The sequence below is a fragment of the Anabaena sp. PCC 7938 genome (assembly GCF_049315035.1).
Classification (GTDB): domain Bacteria; phylum Cyanobacteriota; class Cyanobacteriia; order Cyanobacteriales; family Nostocaceae; genus Anabaena; species Anabaena cylindrica.
This window is the reverse complement of record NZ_CP186034.1, coordinates 2233255-2251450: the sequence shown is the minus strand read 5'-3', so window position 1 is coordinate 2251450 and position 18196 is coordinate 2233255. Positions and strand designations below refer to the sequence as shown.

General features: G+C 40.0%; 20 protein-coding genes and 2 pseudogenes. 13 read left to right on the top strand and 9 right to left on the bottom strand.

Features of this window, described 5'->3' with window-relative positions:
• The first annotated feature begins 258 nt into the window (after positions 1–258).
• The 9 genes from ACOWPH_RS10385 (at position 259) to ACOWPH_RS10345 (ending at position 8417) form a co-directional block, all read left to right on the top strand.
• A complete protein-coding gene (locus ACOWPH_RS10385) occupies positions 259–759 on the top strand; it encodes a chlorite dismutase family protein (RefSeq protein WP_244887706.1) in 501 nt (166 codons plus the stop codon).
• A gap of 412 nt (positions 760–1171) precedes the next feature.
• Positions 1172–1822: a glutathione S-transferase family protein gene (locus tag ACOWPH_RS10380; RefSeq protein ID WP_042465100.1), complete on the top strand. Its 651-nt coding sequence runs from the start codon at positions 1172–1174 to the stop codon at positions 1820–1822.
• A 227-nt stretch (positions 1823–2049) separates the two neighbouring features.
• Entirely contained in the window at positions 2050–2676 is a 627-nt protein-coding gene (locus ACOWPH_RS10375; RefSeq protein ID WP_015215306.1) for a Uma2 family endonuclease, read from the top strand.
• A gap of 350 nt (positions 2677–3026) precedes the next feature.
• Positions 3027–4769, top strand: a complete 1743-nt coding sequence (locus tag ACOWPH_RS10370) for an Hsp70 family protein (protein ID WP_015215304.1) — start codon at positions 3027–3029, stop codon at positions 4767–4769.
• 6 nt (positions 4770–4775) lie between these two features.
• Positions 4776–5213, top strand: coding sequence for a tetratricopeptide repeat protein (locus ACOWPH_RS10365; RefSeq protein ID WP_015215303.1), 438 nt, complete (start codon positions 4776–4778; stop codon positions 5211–5213).
• A 47-nt stretch (positions 5214–5260) separates the two neighbouring features.
• A complete protein-coding gene (locus ACOWPH_RS10360) occupies positions 5261–5446 on the top strand; it encodes a DUF3386 family protein (RefSeq protein WP_052334531.1) in 186 nt (61 codons plus the stop codon).
• Between the two features lie 10 nt (positions 5447–5456).
• Positions 5457–5612, top strand: coding sequence for a DUF3386 family protein (locus tag ACOWPH_RS10355; protein WP_171815795.1), 156 nt, complete (start codon positions 5457–5459; stop codon positions 5610–5612).
• Between the two features lie 161 nt (positions 5613–5773).
• Entirely contained in the window at positions 5774–6004 is a 231-nt protein-coding gene (locus ACOWPH_RS10350; RefSeq protein ID WP_042466033.1) for a NifU family protein, read from the top strand.
• Positions 6005–6182: 178 nt separating this feature from the next.
• Positions 6183–8417 carry a glycoside hydrolase family 57 gene (locus tag ACOWPH_RS10345; protein ID WP_015215300.1) on the top strand — a complete coding sequence of 745 codons (2235 nt, stop codon included), beginning with the start codon at positions 6183–6185 and terminating at the stop codon, positions 8415–8417.
• Between the two features lie 406 nt (positions 8418–8823).
• Here ACOWPH_RS10345 and ACOWPH_RS10340 read toward each other — a convergent pair whose 3' ends face one another.
• The gene (locus ACOWPH_RS10340) at positions 8824–9060 is read right to left on the bottom strand and encodes a CDGSH iron-sulfur domain-containing protein (RefSeq protein WP_015215299.1); all 237 of its coding nucleotides are present in this window, start codon (positions 9058–9060) and stop codon (positions 8824–8826) included.
• Between the two features lie 101 nt (positions 9061–9161).
• On the opposite strand from ACOWPH_RS10340, the gene ACOWPH_RS10335 reads away from it, so the two are divergent.
• Entirely contained in the window at positions 9162–9524 is a 363-nt protein-coding gene (locus ACOWPH_RS10335) for a winged helix-turn-helix transcriptional regulator (protein ID WP_015215298.1), read from the top strand.
• Positions 9525–9580: 56 nt separating this feature from the next.
• On the opposite strand, the gene ACOWPH_RS10330 is transcribed toward ACOWPH_RS10335, so the two are convergent.
• The 4 genes from ACOWPH_RS10330 to ACOWPH_RS10315 all read right to left on the bottom strand — a co-directional run bounded on the left by ACOWPH_RS10330 (position 9581) and on the right by ACOWPH_RS10315 (position 11958).
• Positions 9581–9973, bottom strand: coding sequence for a salt stress protein, Slr1339 family (locus tag ACOWPH_RS10330; RefSeq protein WP_015215297.1), 393 nt, complete (start codon positions 9971–9973; stop codon positions 9581–9583).
• 27 nt (positions 9974–10000) lie between these two features.
• Positions 10001–10606: a vWA domain-containing protein gene (locus ACOWPH_RS10325; RefSeq protein ID WP_015215296.1), complete on the bottom strand. Its 606-nt coding sequence runs from the start codon at positions 10604–10606 to the stop codon at positions 10001–10003.
• A gap of 42 nt (positions 10607–10648) precedes the next feature.
• Entirely contained in the window at positions 10649–11254 is a 606-nt protein-coding gene (locus ACOWPH_RS10320; protein ID WP_015215295.1) for a vWA domain-containing protein, read from the bottom strand.
• A 98-nt stretch (positions 11255–11352) separates the two neighbouring features.
• Positions 11353–11958: a vWA domain-containing protein gene (locus tag ACOWPH_RS10315; protein ID WP_015215294.1), complete on the bottom strand. Its 606-nt coding sequence runs from the start codon at positions 11956–11958 to the stop codon at positions 11353–11355.
• Positions 11959–12247: 289 nt separating this feature from the next.
• Here ACOWPH_RS10315 and trxA point away from each other — a divergent pair, with 289 nt between their 5' ends.
• On the top strand, positions 12248–12574 hold the full coding sequence (gene trxA, locus ACOWPH_RS10310; protein ID WP_015215293.1) for a thioredoxin: 327 nt from the start codon (positions 12248–12250) through the stop codon (positions 12572–12574).
• Between the two features lie 88 nt (positions 12575–12662).
• On the opposite strand, the pseudogene ACOWPH_RS10305 reads toward trxA, so the two are convergent.
• Positions 12663–13424 (bottom strand): annotated as a pseudogene (locus ACOWPH_RS10305) (ABC transporter permease); the annotation flags it as partial.
• Positions 13425–13603: 179 nt separating this feature from the next.
• On the opposite strand from ACOWPH_RS10305, the gene ACOWPH_RS10300 reads away from it, so the two are divergent.
• Positions 13604–14551 carry a diguanylate cyclase gene (locus ACOWPH_RS10300; RefSeq protein WP_015215292.1) on the top strand — a complete coding sequence of 316 codons (948 nt, stop codon included), beginning with the start codon at positions 13604–13606 and terminating at the stop codon, positions 14549–14551.
• Positions 14552–14675: 124 nt separating this feature from the next.
• Positions 14676–14828, top strand: a complete 153-nt coding sequence (locus tag ACOWPH_RS10295) for a serine dehydratase (protein WP_150111020.1) — start codon at positions 14676–14678, stop codon at positions 14826–14828.
• Positions 14829–14852: 24 nt separating this feature from the next.
• Here the strand turns inward: ACOWPH_RS10295 and ACOWPH_RS10290 are convergent, their stop codons facing one another.
• The 3 genes and pseudogenes from ACOWPH_RS10290 to ACOWPH_RS10280 form a co-directional block, all read right to left on the bottom strand.
• Entirely contained in the window at positions 14853–16577 is a 1725-nt protein-coding gene (locus ACOWPH_RS10290) for an ABC transporter ATP-binding protein (RefSeq protein ID WP_015215290.1), read from the bottom strand.
• A gap of 141 nt (positions 16578–16718) precedes the next feature.
• A complete protein-coding gene (locus ACOWPH_RS10285) occupies positions 16719–17267 on the bottom strand; it encodes a hypothetical protein (protein WP_015215289.1) in 549 nt (182 codons plus the stop codon).
• Positions 17268–17320: 53 nt separating this feature from the next.
• A pseudogene (locus ACOWPH_RS10280) lies at positions 17321–17955 on the bottom strand (exopolysaccharide biosynthesis protein).
• Between the last annotated feature and the right edge of the window lie 241 nt (positions 17956–18196).

Below are 18196 nucleotides of genomic sequence, written 5' to 3'. Positions count from 1 at the left end.
CTATGGATAATTGAGTCAATCTAAAAGTAGGATATGAGTTAATTTGTCCTTAAATATCGAACCAAATCGCAGTTACGTCATAAACTCTAGACAGATAGAATTTTTCAGCCACAGCTCATCGTATTTGACAAGATTTTTCAGCCGCAACTCATTTTGGCAGCTTAAACTGACAATCAAGAATCAAAATCCTAAGAGGATGTAATGGATAATAGATATTCGTTTGTTGGCGGCAAGGAAGGCATATGGCAGGTAACAGATGTGCGGAGCATAGCTGGATCTTCTTTAGATCTAGTTGAAAGAGTAAATGTAGTAAATGATGCTGTCGCAGAATTACCATTGGACAGTTCATGGGTTCTACAAAGTTTTACCAGCAATGTTCGCTATGCCATGCGTGATGAAGTTACGGCTCTTCGGGCAGTACAGCCTGTACTGAATCGATCGGAAGCTATCTCTGCGGTGCTAATTCCGATTAAGAAAACTGTCGCGTGGTGGGAAATGGCACAAGATGAGCGACGGGCAATTTTTGAGGAACAGTCTCATCATACGGCTGTTGGCTTGGATTATCTTCCAGAAGTTGCACGGCGGCTGATGCACTGTCGCGATCTCGGAGAACCATTTGATTTTCTCACTTGGTTTGAATTTGCGCCCGAACACACTAAGGCTTTTGATGAATTACTGGTGCGGATGCGTGCAAGCAAAGAGTGGGAGTATGTGGAGAGAGAAGTTGAGGTTCGCTTGATTCGAGATGACATCTCATAAAGAAGCGATCGATCCGTTAAGGTTGACTGTTTCTAGGCGATATTAGGCAAGCAGAATTAGTTGAGTTGAGAGAAGTTATTGGCGATTCTTTTCTAGATTCGTAACGATTCAAAGACAAAAAATGTTAAGCGATCGCCCAAAAATCACGACTCACAGGAATGCGATCGCCTTGAGGAGATAGATTGTTGATGCGATTTGCTCCGCAACGTAAGCGATCACCTACGGCAAACCTTTGGCAGATATGTAATTGAGACGATCCCCTAAAAATAACGACTCACAGTAATAGCGATCGCAAAGACAAATAATAGTAAAAGTTTACTTACCTCTCAATCAAGCCTCTATGCGGTGCAGAAGGATAGATATATGCTTGATTCACGATACAGTTGAAAGTCAAACCCTAAGAGAAACAATCATGAGTCTTACATTTTATTTCGCTCCCATGTCCACGGCTAGCATCACTGAATGCGTTCTCGCAGAACTTGCTATTCCATTCGATCTCGTAAAACTCAATATCAGTGTTGGTGACACTAGAACGCCTGAATTCTTGGAGGTTAACCCAAACGGAAGAGTCCCTGTAATCGTGCATGAAGGAACAGCGATCTGGGAGTCTTCTGCGATCACGATGTACCTTGGTGAAGTCTTTGGCGTAGAGGCAAAGCTTTATCCTGCCCCAGGACCAAAGCGTGGCGAAGCCATGAAATGGATCGCATGGAGTAACGTTACTTTTGCCGAGGCGGCTAGCAGATTATTTGCATCCTTGCCTACTGAAAAGCAGGGAGATGCTGAAACTAACGCGCAGGAAAAAGTAGCCCCTGAGATGAAAAGTGCGATCGCGATGGAGAAAGCAAAAGCGGATCTTGCTGATTATCTCAGAATTCTCAACGGTGGGTTGGAAGGACGCTCCTTTTTAATCGGTGACTATAGCCTCGCAGACACTCATCTGCAAGGCATCGTTGGCTGGGTCGGTTCAATGGAAGTCGATCTGACTCCTTTCCCCAACATCACAGGATGGCTGAAACGCTGCTACGAGCGTCCTGCGATTACTAAGTTGATGCTAGGCTGAGGTTGAGAACATAGAGCCGTCCAAACCTCTCACAATTTGTAAGGTTCAACTGCCCAAAGCAGACGCATTGAACAAACTGCATGGAACCTCCTCCATGTACACCAATAACCTTTCGGTAGCCCGTGTGCATTGGGTTTATCTATTGAAAGGCGATCGCTTTTTAGTTCGGAGTAGATGGATTTAGCGAAAATGCTAGAGTGTTGATATTGATGGGGCTAAGTTGACCTATGACCATTGCAACCGGAATACCAATACAACAGCAGTTACTAAGTTTTGGCGATTTTATCGTCCGTTATGGTGACAGTAACCGCTACGAATTGATTGATGGAGAAGTGTTTGATTTGGAACCAACTGGCTACCATGAAGAAGTTTCAGCTTTTACCACCACAAAAATCTGCGCCCAAATTGATGCAATAGGTTTAAATTGGTTTGTCCTTCAGCGAGGATTGCTACGTCCTTCTAACTTGGGTATAACAGCATTTCGACCTGATGTTATGGTTATTGACCGCAATGAACTTGCGAAAGAACTACTTTGGCATGACCAATCAATCCTCACACTGGGCAGTTCGATTAAATTCGTGATGGAAGTAGTTAGTAGCAACTGGCAAAACGATTATGCGCGTAAAGTCGAAGACTATGCAATTTTAGGTATTCCTGAATATTGGATTGCGGATTATGCGGGTTTAGGTGGGACTCGACATATTGGGAAACCGAAACAACCTACCCTTTCCATTTGTACGTTAGTTGAAGGAGAGTATGAAATTCAGCAGATTCGAGGCAATCAACCCATTACTTCGCTGACATTCCCAAATTTCAAACTGACAGCCGAACAAGTTTTAAAGGCTGGCAGATAAAGTGCTTTAAGCTATGTTTACGGGAAGTTGCTAAAGCAATTTGCTCCGCAGCGTGAGATAAACCTGTATAAAAAAGCATTAGAACAGACAATATTGTGATATTTTGGTTTTGAGTTAGGGGCGATGCCTGCGACGACTGAAGCGATCGCATTACCAAGCAAGAATTATGAATTATTTGGTCAATATTTTGTAACCTTATCTCTAATGGTAAAGCTGTCATGCTGCCAAAATACGGTATTTTGTAATTACATACAGTGTGAACTTTTGTGATAGCTGCGCTCTCTTCGAGACGCTCGGCGAACGCCGCAGGCATCGCATCTGGGACAAATAACTTTTAAACTTAGAATTTTATGAAAGCAGTCGGTATTGATTTAGGTACAACAAATTCCGAAGTGGCAATTGTCGAAAACGGACAGGTGCGGGTATTGCCAGGAGAAGATGGTGATTTGATTTTACCCTCCTGCGTGGGATTTAGCGATACGGGTAAGGTGCTGGTGGGACGAGAAGCACTCCGTCAATATGCGGCTGCTCCTGAACGCACCGTGAAGTCAATCAAGCGGTGGATGGGAACTGACCACAAAACCACTTTAGGCGATAAAGAATACTTACCTCATGAAGTTTCCGCTATTATTCTCCGCGCCCTGAAACAACGGGCTGAGAATGCTTTAGGAGAAACAATTACCCAAGCCGTGATTACAGTTCCAGCTTACTTTACAGATGCTCAACGGCAAGCAACTAAAACCGCTGGAGAGATTGCTGGTTTGGAGGTGCTGCAAATTATCAACGAACCAACAGCAGCTGCTTTAGCTTACGATTTGCGTTCCGAAGAGACAGAAAGGGTTTTGGTTTATGACTTGGGAGGTGGGACTTTTGATGTGTCGGTAGTCGAAATTACAGGCGAAGTCACAGAAGTTCTAGCCACTCATGGTAACAACCGCTTGGGTGGAGACGATTTTGATAGGCTGTTACAACTCTATTTAGTGGATCTATTTCGTAAACAGCATGGTGTGGATGTACCCGATGATGCCGTCACCCAAGCGCGTCTTTTACGAGCAGCCGAGCAGTTAAAAATTGACTTGAGTTCCCACGCTTTTGCCACAGTTCGAGAAGCCTTTTTAGGTAGTAAAGGTAAGACTGCTCTCCATCTAGAGACAGAAGTAGCACGAGCTGATTTGGAAAAATTAATTCGTCCCTTGTTAACAGAAACCTTAGAGGCAATTGACCGCGCCCTCACCGATGCTGACCTATTACCCGGTGATATTGACCGAATCATCTTAGTTGGTGGTTCTACGCGCATCCCTCTGGTGCAAGAAATGATTTCAGAACATCTGGGACAAGCTCCTAGTGATGGCATTCAACCAGACCTTTGTGTGGCGTTGGGAGCAGCTTTACAAGCTGGGGTGTTAATAGGTGAATCGGTTGATGCCATTCTTGTCGATGTGATTCCCCATTCCTTGGGTATTTCTGCGGCTGTGTCTACACTAATGGGTATAATGCCGGGTTACTTCAGTGTGATTATTCCCCGTAACAGCGTTGTCCCTGTTTCTCGCTCTCATGTTTATTGCACCGTGTCTGATGAACAAGAAATTGTAGAAATTGAAGTTTTTCAAGGAGAAAATACGATCGCCGAAGAAAATGTTCCTCTAGGTTCTTTTAAGGTAGAGAACTTACCACCCAAACCAGCAGGAGGTATTCAAATCGAGGTTCACTTTGACTTTGATGTGAATGGCATTCTCACTGTCACCACGACTGAAAAAGGCAATGGGCAACAAGGAACGCTAGTAGTCAATAATGCAGGTATCCAGAAGCTTTCTAGCCATGAATTGAAACAAGCCAGGGCAGATTTAGATGCCTTGTTTGCAAGTGATGAAACAATTGACATCTCAGCAGCAGAAATTGATCCAGAATTAACAGCACTTTTAGACCGCGCTCAACAAACACTTCTGACCATAGATTCTGAACAAGCAGAGGAATTACAAGACTTATTAGCCCAGATTGAAAATGCGATCGCAAACAAGAGTGCAGAATTACCCCAATTACAAGAAGAACTCTCAGATTTTCTTTACTACGCAATTTCCAATGAGTCAGAGTGAGAAATCATGAAATGTCCTGTCTGTGGTGTAGTTTATCGTCCGACAAAGGGAACAGGTGAGAAAAGGAGCGGGGAGCAAGAGGGAGAAACTGATAGCAATACTTCTCTATTTCCCCCTCCTGTTTCCTCTCCAACTTGTAGACGCTGCAAAGCCGATTTATCTGACTTGCTCAGTCTGCACGACCAAGCTATCTGGTATCACAGACAAGCACTGCATTTATTGTCAACAGGGCGTTATCCAGAAGCAGCAACGCAGAACAATCAAGCTCTAGCTTTGTATTACAGCAATGCAGACTTCCATGCCTTAGCTGGGAAATTATCGGCATTGCAAGGAGAATGGAGAGAAGCGATCGCATCTTGGCAACAAGCACTCAAGTTTGACCCACAAAATGCGATCGCTTGTGATTGTCTACAAATGATCAAGCTAATGGCAAAAAGTAATTAAATCTGTCATAAATAGAGAAAGTCTTAAATTCAGATGAAACAGACTCAGTGACAGTTTTAGCCAAGGATAAATCTATAGATTCCCAGTACAAAATCCGCGATCGCAAAATTTATCAAGAAAATCGAGTCATGGGTCGTATGGCTTTATTCATTGAGACTTTAGACTACTTTGATACTGGTCATGGTTACATTGCCAATCGCTATTGTGGTATTTTGCGGCTCTTAGATCAATGAATTTAGCAGTGTGCTGAAATTTACAGACACTTATGAAAAATTTGATGATTATTACATCATGACTAAGCAAGTGGGAGAAGAGTATGAAAATGGTATTAGTGATGTTTCCTGGAATGCGGCTCATTCCATCACTAATTTTACCTATCCTAATATCAAGTTGCTTTAGTGATCAAAAACAGATAACTGACAATATAGCGACAATTAGATCTAGGATCGATTTAAATCAGCAAAAGCATAAATTTTGGATATTTTGGGTAAAGGATATAATTCCTAAATTCCAATTTCCACCCCAATCGTTAATTTAGCAGGTCTACAACTATGGCAACTCTGGAACTGACAACTGAAAACGTGGAGACCGTATTAGATGAATTACGCCCTTACCTAATGTCTGATGGCGGTAACGTGGAACTCGTAGAACTGGATGGACCGATTGTGAAACTGCGGTTACAAGGTGCTTGCGGTTCTTGTCCTAGTTCAGCAATGACTCTGAGAATGGGTATTGAACGCCGTCTTAAGGAAATGATCCCCGAAATTTCCGAAATCGAGCAGGTTATCTAGGCATTGGGGACTGGGGACTTGGGATTGGGGACTGGGGACTTGGGAAGATGGGGAGGATGAGAAAGTCATTGTTCTAATCACCAATCACCAATTACCCATTACCAATTACCCAGTATGAATTACTATCATTGATAATTCAAAATTATTACCCAATCCCCCCATTACTTGATCACTCCCTATGTCTCACCCCCTCTATGTCGCTTTTATCTGGCATCAACATCAGCCACTGTATAAGTCTCCTAGCAGCAGTGGTGCGGGTTCTCTTAGCCAGCAGTACCGTCTACCTTGGGTAAGGTTACATGGAACTAAAGATTATCTGGATTTGATCTTGCTGTTAGAAAAGTATCCTAAGTTACACCAGACGGTGAATTTAGTACCATCTTTGATTTTGCAACTAGAAGATTATATTGCTGGTACTGCTTTTGATCCTTACCTGACAGCCAGCTTGACACCTGTTGAAAAGTTAACCACAGAACAGAGGGAATTTATTGTTGAGCATTTTTTTGATGGGAATCACCACACACTAATTGATCCTCATCCTCGCTATGCTGAGTTGTACTACCAAAGGCAGGAACATGGACATGGATGGTGTTTAGCAAATTGGCAAGCTTCAGATTACAGCGATTTACTGGCTTGGCATAATTTGGCTTGGATTGACCCGCTGTTTTGGGATGACCCGGAAATTGCAACTTGGTTAGAACAGGGACGAAATTTTACTTTAAGCGATCGCCAACGCATTTATTCTAAACAACGCCAAATCCTGGGACGCATTATTCCCCAACACCGGAAAATGCAGGAAACGGGGCAACTAGAAGTCACCACAACCCCCTACACGCACCCGATTTTACCCTTGTTAGCAGATACAAATTCCGGTCGGGTAGCAGTCCCCAACATGAACTTACCAGATAATCGTTTTCAATGGGCTGAAGATATTCCCCGTCATTTACAAAAATCTTGGGATTTATATCAAGACCGCTTTGGACAGGAACCACGCGGTTTATGGCCTTCTGAACAATCAGTTAGCCCAGAAATTTTACCGTATATTATTAAACAAGGTTTTAAGTGGATTTGCTCAGATGAAGCCGTTTTGGGTTGGACGCTGAAACACTTTTTCCATCGAGATGGGGCTGGCAATGTGATGCAACCAGAATTGCTTTATCGTCCTTATCGTGTGCAAACTCCAGTCGGTGATGTATCAATAGTATTCCGCGACCATAGATTATCAGATTTGATTGGTTTTACATACAGTTCAATGCCTCCAAAACAGGCTACAGCAGACTTAGTGGGACATTTGCAAGCGATCGCTAAAATGCAAAGAGAGAACCCCAGCGAACAGCCCTGGTTAGTTACCATCGCCTTAGATGGTGAAAATTGCTGGGAATTTTATCCCCAAGATGGTAAACCCTTCCTAGAAACCCTATATCAAAGCTTAAGTGACGAACCTCACATCAAACTCGTCACCGTCTCCGAATTTATAGACAAATTCCCCCCCACAGCCACCATTCCCGGAGAACAACTCCATAGCGGTTCCTGGGTAGATGGTAGCTTCACCACCTGGATAGGTGATCCCGCCAAAAATCGTGCCTGGGACTACCTCAAACACGCTAGACAAGTTCTAGCCAATCACCCCGAAGCCACAGAAGAAAACAACCCCGCAGCTTGGGAAGCCTTATATGCAGCCGAAGGATCGGACTGGTTTTGGTGGTTTGGCGAAGGACATTCCTCAAATCAAGATGCCATCTTTGACAAGTTATTTCGTGAACATCTCTATGGCATTTATAAAGCCTTAAATGAACCCATACCAGCCTATTTAACAAAACCATTAGAAGTCCATGCAGCACGGGCAGATCATAAACCAGAAGGCTTTATTCATCCAGTTATTAATGGTCTAGGTGATGAACAAGACTGGGATAAAGCTGGACGCTTAGAAATCGGTGGCGCACGGGGAACAATGCACAACAGCAGCCTCGTTCAGAGACTCTGGTATGGAGTAGATCACCTGAATTTTTATTTGCGGGTAGACTTTAAAAGCGGCATTGCACCAGGAAAAGAACTACCACCAGAATTGAATTTACTCTGGTTTTATCCAGATAGAACAATGGTTAATAGCCCCGTACCCTTGGCAGAAGCACCAGATATATCACCAGTTAATTACCTGTTTCACCATCATCTAGAAATTAATTTACTCACACAATCAATTCAATTTCGAGAAGCAGGAGATAACTATCAATGGCATCCTCGTGTTAGTCGCGCCCAAGCTGCTTTAGATACTTGTTTAGAAATAGCCATACCCTGGGCAGATTTGCAAGTTCCTCCAGATTATTCCCTGCGTCTAATGTTAGTTTTAGCAGATGAAGGTTGTTTTCACAGCTATTTACCGGAAAATACCTTGATTCCCATTGAAGTACCTTAACTGCATCTAAAAGGATGTTTTAAAAGTCTAATTTCTTACTTACAGCGGATTGCATATCAATGAGGCTTCCGTGAGCGCTAGCCGATAGCTTGCGTGGCGTAGCCATATGATATAGAATCTAAATTAAAAGCCAGACACCAAGCCAGTTTTACTCCTGATTCCGTTCGACTGAGGTTCACGGACAAGTCTGAACCCTGCTGTAAATGGGCAAATATAATTAAATTAATTATATTCGCTGAATACTTTTCACACATCCTCTAAGATATTCAAATACAAAACACCCCTTTACCAATTCTCTAAATGGGTGAAAAAAGGAAAAGGGGCTGTTGAGTTTTTAAACAGTAATGATTTAACACTAATTGCTAGAACAAAAAATGTTTCTGTTAATTTTTGTTCCCATTACAAATTAGAGTTTACTGTGAGCGCCATCACAAAAAGGAGCATTAGCTGTATATTTGCATTGACACAAAGCGACTGTTTTCTTATCAGTTAATTCAAAAGCTTGGGGTATAAATTCGCTACCTTTATGACCACCATCACAAAAAGGCTGATTCTGTGAATTTCCACAGGTACACCAGTAATAAGTACCTGCTTCTAGTTCTAACATCGCAGGTTTTTTATCAGCAATTACAGGTTCGTTCATAGTGTTCTCCTAATTCCTCTAAATTACTCTTGACTTTAACCTATGTACAACTACTATGAATAGTAGGCACTCCAAAGTACTATACTTACTAAAAAGTAACCATGAAAGCAGAAGCAGAAAACAATAGTGTGATGAGGCCGACTTGTGAAGTAGAAAATACCATCAAGATCCTCGGTGGACGTTGGAAGGTATTAATAATTAGAGAATTAATTACAGGAGCAAAAAGGTTTGGTGAGTTACAACGTTCCTTACACGGGATTACTCAAAAGATGCTCACTCAGCAACTTAGAGAATTGGAAGAGGATGGTGTTGTACACCGAGAAATCTATGCACAAATCCCACCTAAGGTAGAATATTCACTCACACCTTTAGGAGAAAGTCTCAAACCAATTCTCTGTGCAATGCATGAATGGGCTAGTCAGCATTTATCTCATATTAATCAACATCAAAATAGTAATTTGTAATTTGTAAAAAGTAGGGCATAGCAATAATTACAAATTACCAATTGAGGATGATAATATTATTTGTTGGTTTGTAGATACTCAATTGCAGCTTCTAATTTTGACGGGTATGCTTCAGCAAACCTTTCGAACCAAAGTCCTTCAGGTGAAAATGGATCTAATTTAGATAACCACTCTCTCGCTCGCTTGTTTAGACTTTTTAATTGTTTAGCTTTTAATTGTGCTTGGCGAATTTTTTCTTGTTCTAATTCTCGTTTTTGTTTCAATTCTTCCTCAGCATCTTTTTCAAGGAAGTCCGTTTTAACTTCTGATAACAAGTTATCTATTAAAGAGTTTGACTGTGCTGAAGAAGAAATAAAGGGTTTAGGTGGAGTTATTTGTTGCTGCGGTTGTGGTTTGGCTTCTAAATATTCAGCCTGAAGTTCAGCTAATAACTTATCAATGGAATCCATTGCTTTCAGTCCTAATTATGTCTATAACTAGTCATTAATCGCATTGAGTAGTACTTCAGATAAACTCATATCTTCCATCTCGTCCATTGTAATTGTGTCACAAATATCAAATTTTGCCCCTGCGCTTTGCAATTCATCATCTAAGATTTTGAGAAAGCGGGTAGCGTTGGGATCTGCACCAACTTGAATGAAAGAAATAGCTAATTCTTCATCTCGATCTATCTTGCGAGAAGCTTCTATAATTACCTTCATCACCGCTTTACGATCATCTGGTTCACCATCAGTAACAACTAAAATTGTTTCTCCATTAGGTTTAGTTTGATTGCTAGATTTGCGTTGCAAATAATCATCAGTGGCGTGTTTCAATACACCTGCTAAATCAGTAGTACCGGAAGGATCGTTTTCTTGGAAGATTTGCACAACTTTACTAGCTGTGACGTTTTCATAACGTTTAAATTTACCAGAAAATAAGTACACAGTGATTCCATCTGGATCAAATTGCTCACACTTACTAGCTAAGGCTAAAGTAGATTCTTGGGCTATGAACCATCTGCTTTTTCCACCTTTTTGATCTGGGGTAGCCATGCTACCGCTTTTGTCAATAATTAAAGTGTAATCACGATTGTCTAGCATTTTTAAATCCTCTGGTTGTGATGCAAAATCTATAAAATCAAATTAGTCGTTTATCGCATTCATCAAGACATCTGTTAAACTCATTTCTTCTAATTGTTCTAAAGTCATGGTATCGCAAATATCAAATTTAGCACCGACAGTTTGCAACTTATCATCTAAAGCTTTAAGAAACTTTGTGGCTTGAGGATCTGAACCCACTTGAATAATTGAAATTCCTAACTCTTTTTCGTGTTCCATTTGCTGTGTAGCATTGATTATGACTTCACAGACTGCTTGCTTATCATCTTGTTTGCCATCAGTGATAATTAAAATTATTTCCCCATTGGGCTTGCTTAGACCAGCAGCTTTGCGGGTAAAGTAGTTATTAATGGCATCTTGAAGTACACCTACTAAATTTGTCGTATCAGCGGGAATATTTTCTTCAAAAATCTGTGATACTTTAGCCGAAGTCACATGATCAAAACGTTCAAATTTTCTAGAAAATAGATAAACTGTTATACCATCGGGATCAAATTGTTCACATTTACAAGCTAAGGCAAATGTAGATTCCTGTAAGGCTAACCATCTGCTTTTTTCACCTTTGTCTGATAGTTTTGCCATACTAGCACTATGATCGATGATTAGTGTATAATCCCGATTTTCCAACATTTATAATTCTCCTGTTTTCAGTAGTTATATTTTATATTTTGGATGTGATTCATCCAAAATAAGTTTTAGAGGTTGTGGGTAGAAAAAATGAGTATGAATTAGTCTGTGATGGCATTCATCAAGACATCTGCAAGGCTCATATCTTCTAAATCATCTAAAGTTACGGTGTCACAAATATCAAATTTAGCACCAACACTTTGCAATTGATCATCTAAAGCTTTAAGAAATTTTGTAGCTTGAGGATCTGTCCCTACTTGAATAATGGAAATTCCTAATTCTTCGTCCCGTTCCATTTTTCGAGTCGCGTTAATGATCACTTCAAATACTGCTTTGCGATCATCTGGTTCACCGTCGGTAATAACTAAAATTGTTTCCCCATTCGGTTTAGTTTGTCCAGCAGTTTTACGCTGAAAGTAATTATCGAGTGCATTCATTAGCACGGCAGCTAAGTTGGTTGTACCAGCAGGATCATTTTCCTGAAATATTTGTGCTACTTTGCTGGAGGTAACGTTTTCGTAACGTTTAAATCTGCCGGAAAAGACGTAAACGGTAAGTCCATCAGGGTCATATTGTTCGGCTTTTCTAGCTACAGCAAGGGTAGACTCTTGAGCTATTTCCCATCTGCTTCTACCACCTGCTTGGTCAGGGGTGGACATACTACCACTTTTATCAATAATTAATGTATAGTCGCGATCGCTCATCATAAATCCCTCTCATGATTTTTCTGCTCTTATTTTAACCTTTAGGTAATAACACCGTATCTGTGTAAAGACGCATTGTAATAATGATTTAAGTAATTGAAACCTCGATAAAATCGGTTTATGCGGTAAAATCGCTAAATAATTGAATATTTAAGTTGTTGATGATCGCTAATCCCCATAATCTGCTTTCCAATGAATGCATCGGGATCACCTCCCGTAAGCATGAGGAAATATCCAGCTTTCAAGTTTATTCGATCAGATCGAATGACGGAATCAAATCAGGAGAACAACTATGACTGTTACCAATGTCACGGAAGCCACATTCAAGCAAGAAGTGTTGGAGAGTGAAACTCCAGTTTTAGTTGATTTTTGGGCCCCTTGGTGTGGCCCTTGTCGAATGTTGGCAAACGTTGTTGATGAAGTTGCTGCTGAATATGAAGGACAGGTAAAAGTGGTGAAACTGAACACAGACCAAAATCCCACAGTCGCTAGTCATTATGGTATTCGCAGCATTCCCACTTTAATGGTATTTAAAGGGGGGCGGCAAGTTGATACTGTTGTTGGTGCAGTACCAAAAACTACTTTAGCTAAGACTCTATCACAGTATATTCCCTCTTAGTCATTACTGAGTAGTAATCAGGCCAAAGATTAAATAATTTATGGGAATCTCTATCAAACCTGAGGGCAAGATCAAGCAATGGTTGTAATTAGCGCTTTTGATAAGAAGTATCTAATGCCTTTGGTTGTGTAGATTTGCCTGCTAATTCTGCTAGTGCCAAAAGAGCGATCGCACAGAGTAACATTAATAAAAATTGATAAGAAATATTTACACCTAAAACTTGTATGCGTAACTGCAAAGCTTCGGTTGCACCAAATAACAAGCAAGCTTAAACGCTACCTAAAGGATGCCATCTACCAAATATTAAAGCCGCAATGGCAATAAATCCTTTACCAGCACTCATCCCCTCAGCAAAAAATCTTACCGCTACTAAAGAAAAATCAGCCCTTCCCAAACTGGTAAGACAGCCACTAATAATTACAGCACAGCAGATATATCTGGTGTATTGATATACCAGATGTATCTGATCTGCTGCTTGGGGATATTCTCCCACAGCCCTAAGGGTTAAACCAACGTTAGTATGAAACCATACGTATGTAGTTACAGCAATTAATAAAAATAGTAAATACACTAAAATATCTTGCTGAAATAAAAGTTTGCCAATGAGAGGAATATTAGCCAAACCAGGAATGATCATAGTTGTAATTTCTGGTAATCTTTGGATACTATTGCCTGGAAATACTAACCGCGCTAAAAATGATGTTATTCCCGATACAACAAGATTAATAGCTAAACCGGAAACTAACTGATCAACGCGCAAAGTCACACATAAAAAAGCATGAAGTAACCCCACAAACCCACCAACAAATAAGGCGGCAAGTAATCTCAATGCAGGAATTTTTGTATAAAAAGCTACTGCTCCGTACTTCTAAAGCAATATTTATGGTAATTTAGGAAGATTTATACAAATTGTTATCCTTGTGCAATCGCTACACAGATATTTTTTAAATTAAATCTTTGCTCTAAAAAGTAATTACACAGCTAAAAAAGACATTAACAACCTCTATTCTTTTACCAAATTATCAATCTATGCAATTATTTAAACCTGAAAAATTTTTAATATTAGTTGTTGATGATGTTGCGTTAAATTTACAAATTATTGCTAAAACCTTAGATAAGGTAGGCTACAATTATACCTTTGCATCCAATGGTTATCAAGCTTTAAAATGTGTTCGATCTGTACGTCCCGATTTAATTTTATTAGATTTAATAATGCCAGAGATGGATGGTTTAGAGGTATGTGAAAAAATTCAATCTGATCCAGAACTAGAAGAAATCCCAATTATTTTTATCTCGGCTAGTCAAAATCAAGATCATTTACTTCAAGCCTTTGAAAAAGGTGCAGTTGATTATGTTACTAAACCATTTCACGCTTCTGAACTTCTGGCTCGTGTAAGAATGCATTTAGAATTAAAATATTCACAACAAAAATTAAAAGAATTATTACAAGCGCAAGAAGAATTAGTCAGAAATTTAGAAAAATTAGCTAACACAGATCCATTAACTGGAGTTTGGAATCGTCGTTATCTTTTAACAAAAGCAGAACAGGAAATTAGCCGTATTCAGCGATATAATAATTATCTTTCTGTACTGTTAATAGATATAGATAATTTTAAAAAAGTTAACGATTCATTTGGACATAGTATAGGGGATGAAGTAATTATCTTCATGACAAAAATGGTTCTTAATTATTTGCGGCAAGTAGATTGCTTTGGTAGATTTGGAGGTGAAGAATTTGTTGTATTACTACCAGAGACTGATATTGATGAAGCCGTGATTGTAGCTGAACGTATTCGAGAAAATATTTGCAATCAACGTATTCCTGTGCTGGAAGAACAACTATCAATTACGGTTAGTATTGGCGTAGCCAACTATAATTTAGGAGATCAAAGCATTGACACTATCATTCAAAGAGCCGACGAAGCACTTTATCGAGCCAAAAACCAAGGACGCAACCGTACTATAGCTTATCACTGATAGCAGTCAACAAGCAATTTCTGTTAAATCTACTTAAAATCACAACTTTATTGGATCTCCATCACTATCCAATTCGTAAAAATAACCGACTATGATTTATATACAGCAGCGGGGAAACACAGTTATGCAGTTGATTAATCGTATTTTTACCCAGCATTCTACCCAAGCATCTACTCCTGCAAATCAAACCAGCTTCCAAAGCAATAATATCTATACGTTGGAAGATTTGGTTCAAACTCTGGAAGAAGCAGCTAACTATTTAGCAGCTTTTTCTTAGAGGCAAGGTTAATATGAGGTTGATTTAACTAAACTGTTGAGCATAATACCGCGCATATCTCCCTTCTAAAGCCAACAATTCTTCATGATTTCCCGATTCCACTATTTGTCCTTTTTCTAAAACCAAAATGCGATCGCACTTCCGCACCGTCGATAACCTATGAGCTATAATTAGCACTGTGCGGTTTTTCATTAATCTTTCTAAAGCTTCCTGTACCAAAGCTTCTGATTCCGAATCTAATGCAGATGTCGCTTCATCCAATATCAAAATCTGCGGATTTAACAGTACAGCACGAGCGATCGCAATTCTCTGTCTTTGTCCACCAGATAAATTCACACCACGCTCACCTACCCATGTATTATAACCCTCTGGTAGTTGCTGAATAAATTGATGAGCATTAGCAATTTTTGCCGCATCTTCAACTGTGCTGAGATCATAAACTTTTTGTCCAAAAGCGATATTTTGGGCAATTGTTCCCGAAAACATGATAGTTTCTTGGGGAACTATGCCAATTTGTTTTCTGAGACTATTTAAAGTTACATCACGAATATTTACACCATCTATAAAAATTGTCCCCACTTCAGGATCATAGAAACGGGGTAAAAGATTGACAAAAGTAGTTTTACCAGCACCAGAAGCACCCACCAGTGCGATCGCTTGACCAGGCTTTACCAATAAACTAATATTATTTAATACAGGTTCACCAGCTTTATAAGCAAAAGTCACATCACGATATTCAACTTTGCCATCTACTGCTGGCAGCTTAATTGCATTTGGCTTTTCTAATACCGTCGGTTGAATTGCTAACAACTCAAATACTCGGTCAACTGAAGCCTCACCTTGTTTAAATTCGTTATAGTTATTAGTAGTATGACCGATAGGATCAATTAACAAAGCTGCTGCTGCTAAATAACTGAAAAAAGCTCCTACCGTTAAATTATTTTGAGAAATTTGCCACGTTCCCACCATCAGCAAAGACAAAGCACTCAAAGCTTCCAAAAATCCCACAATGGGAATTTGAATTGCTTTTAATTTTTCTGCTGAATATTTAGCTTTTAAACTGCGTTCTGCTTCATGGCTAAATCTCGCAATTTCATAGTTTTCCGCTGCAAAAGCTTGAATTAACCGAATACCACTGAATACTTCTGTGAGAATAGCAGATAAATCAGAAACTCGATTTTGACTTCTGAGCGAATATTTCCGTAAACGTTCTCCAAACCAACCAATTAAAATTCCCATAATTGGCGCAACTATCACTGTGGCCAAAGTGAGTTGCCAATTCAAGTAAATCATGTAAATGGGAATTGCTAACAACTGCAAAACGCAAGGTGCAAAATCATGAAAAAGCTTATTGATGACTTCCCCAACCCTGTCAACATCCTCAGTGAGACGGTAAGATAAATCACCAGCTTTTGCAGTTTCAAAATAGCTGAGATTGAGCTTTTGTAAGTGTGTGTAAACTTGTTGACGGAGGTGAAAAGCAATTCTTAAAGCTGCGCGTGCCATGTATAAATCTTGCATAGACTGAAAAAAGCCACGCACAAGAAATACTAAAGCACAGACTCCTGTTAATTGAGCGATCGCTACTACATTACCCTGTCCAAAGGGAACTGCCAATTTACCCGCTATATTAATCAGCGTTAACGTAGCCAATACATATCCTAGAATACCCACAAATCCCTTAGCGACGGTTTCCCATTGGGTGCGGATATAGGGTAGCAGTAACCAATAATTAGAACGTGTTTTCAAATCGTAACTTCCAAAAAAATATTTTCCTTGTTTGAAGTTACCATATCAGGAATCAGGAGTTCGGAGTTCGGAGTTCGGAGTTCGGAGTCAGGAGTCAGGAGTCAGGAGTCAGGAGTTAGGAGTCAGGAGTCAGGAGTCAGGTTAATCAACTTTGTATTCTTGTTCTAATCCGTTTTCCTCTCTCACTTCCCACCGCAGCAATCTTGGTAACTGTGTTACATCCAAGGCATAGTTTAAAGTCCACAACACAATCTCAAAAACTAATAAGTTACGTACCCACAGGAAATTAGTTTCTGAACCCAAAAGATTTAAACCCTCAAACAATTGCCAAATCCGATAAGGCAAATATATATAAGGAACCATTACCCAAACTACGGTTTGAAAACGTCTGAGTGTGAGAATTTCTGAAAGTATCTGCAACCCTAACATCAAAAAATACCCAGCCAGTACGCTTAAAACTGAAGTATATCCCCAGAGAACACCCCACAACAGCATAACTATGAGTGGTAAGACTATTCCCCCCAGTTGCACCGTACCCAACCAGATTTTAAACCATCCTGGCAAAGGTTCCGGCAGGGTGTAAGGTTTTGCGTGTTTCCATGCAACATCGACAATGACAAAAAACGATGTAGCTACTAGGAAAAAAAAGAGATTTTCCAGGAATAAATCAAAACTAATATTGGAAGTCATGAGAAAATTATCAACTGCTGCTGTTATGGGTTCATTGTTCTGAAGTATGATTTTTACCGACCTAACCAAGTTTTGATCACATCTAACAAACTAGAACCACCCCACATCAAAGCCAACAGAATTGAGGTAGTTAAAATTTCTCCCATCACACATAGAACTAAACCGCCTAAACTAATAGCACCATCATCTTCTGATAAACCAAAGGCTGTCACAAAAATGCCCATTGCTGGTAGAGTATTGGTTCCAGGGATGGGAATCATCATTGAAATAGCCATGAGAGCTATCGCACTACCAATGGTTATTCTACCTGGTAACGTGGTACAAACATAGGATAGACGTGGACGTGCGATTCCTTCGGAGCGCTTCAATCCTACGCAACCAAGGCAATCCCGCTTTGAGAAAACCCTGAACAGTAGATAGTTGCAGAGGATAATTAAACATCTTCGGAGGTAGCCAAGGAGTTTTCGCACCTGCAATTAACTGTATAGCTAACAGAAAAATCAGCACACCAAAAGGAGTTGAATAACCAGGTGCAGGAACTGGTAAAGCAGAAGGTAGAGACAAAATCACCAGCAAGAAACCAAAAATTCTTTCTTTAGCTAGTAACAAAATATCTGCCAAAGTAACTTTTTCGGGTCTTTCTTTTTCAAAAAAAATAGCGTTGTAATTCGTTAGAAAGTTTAGCCATATATTGTTAGAAATTTTTAAAATCCATTAGAGTAAGCCACAAAATAAACGATCCTGTTTTGTCATGCTGAGTGTAGCAAAGCGAAACGTTCGCGTTAGCGTGCCGGAGGCTCTAGCATCTCGGAGGATTCTTTCCTTCAGAACGCTACGCGAACACTACACTTCGTTCCGTGTGGCTTACGCCACACTTCGTGAACAGAATGACATTGGGCATTTCTTTTTGTGGAGTTCTCTTAGTAAAT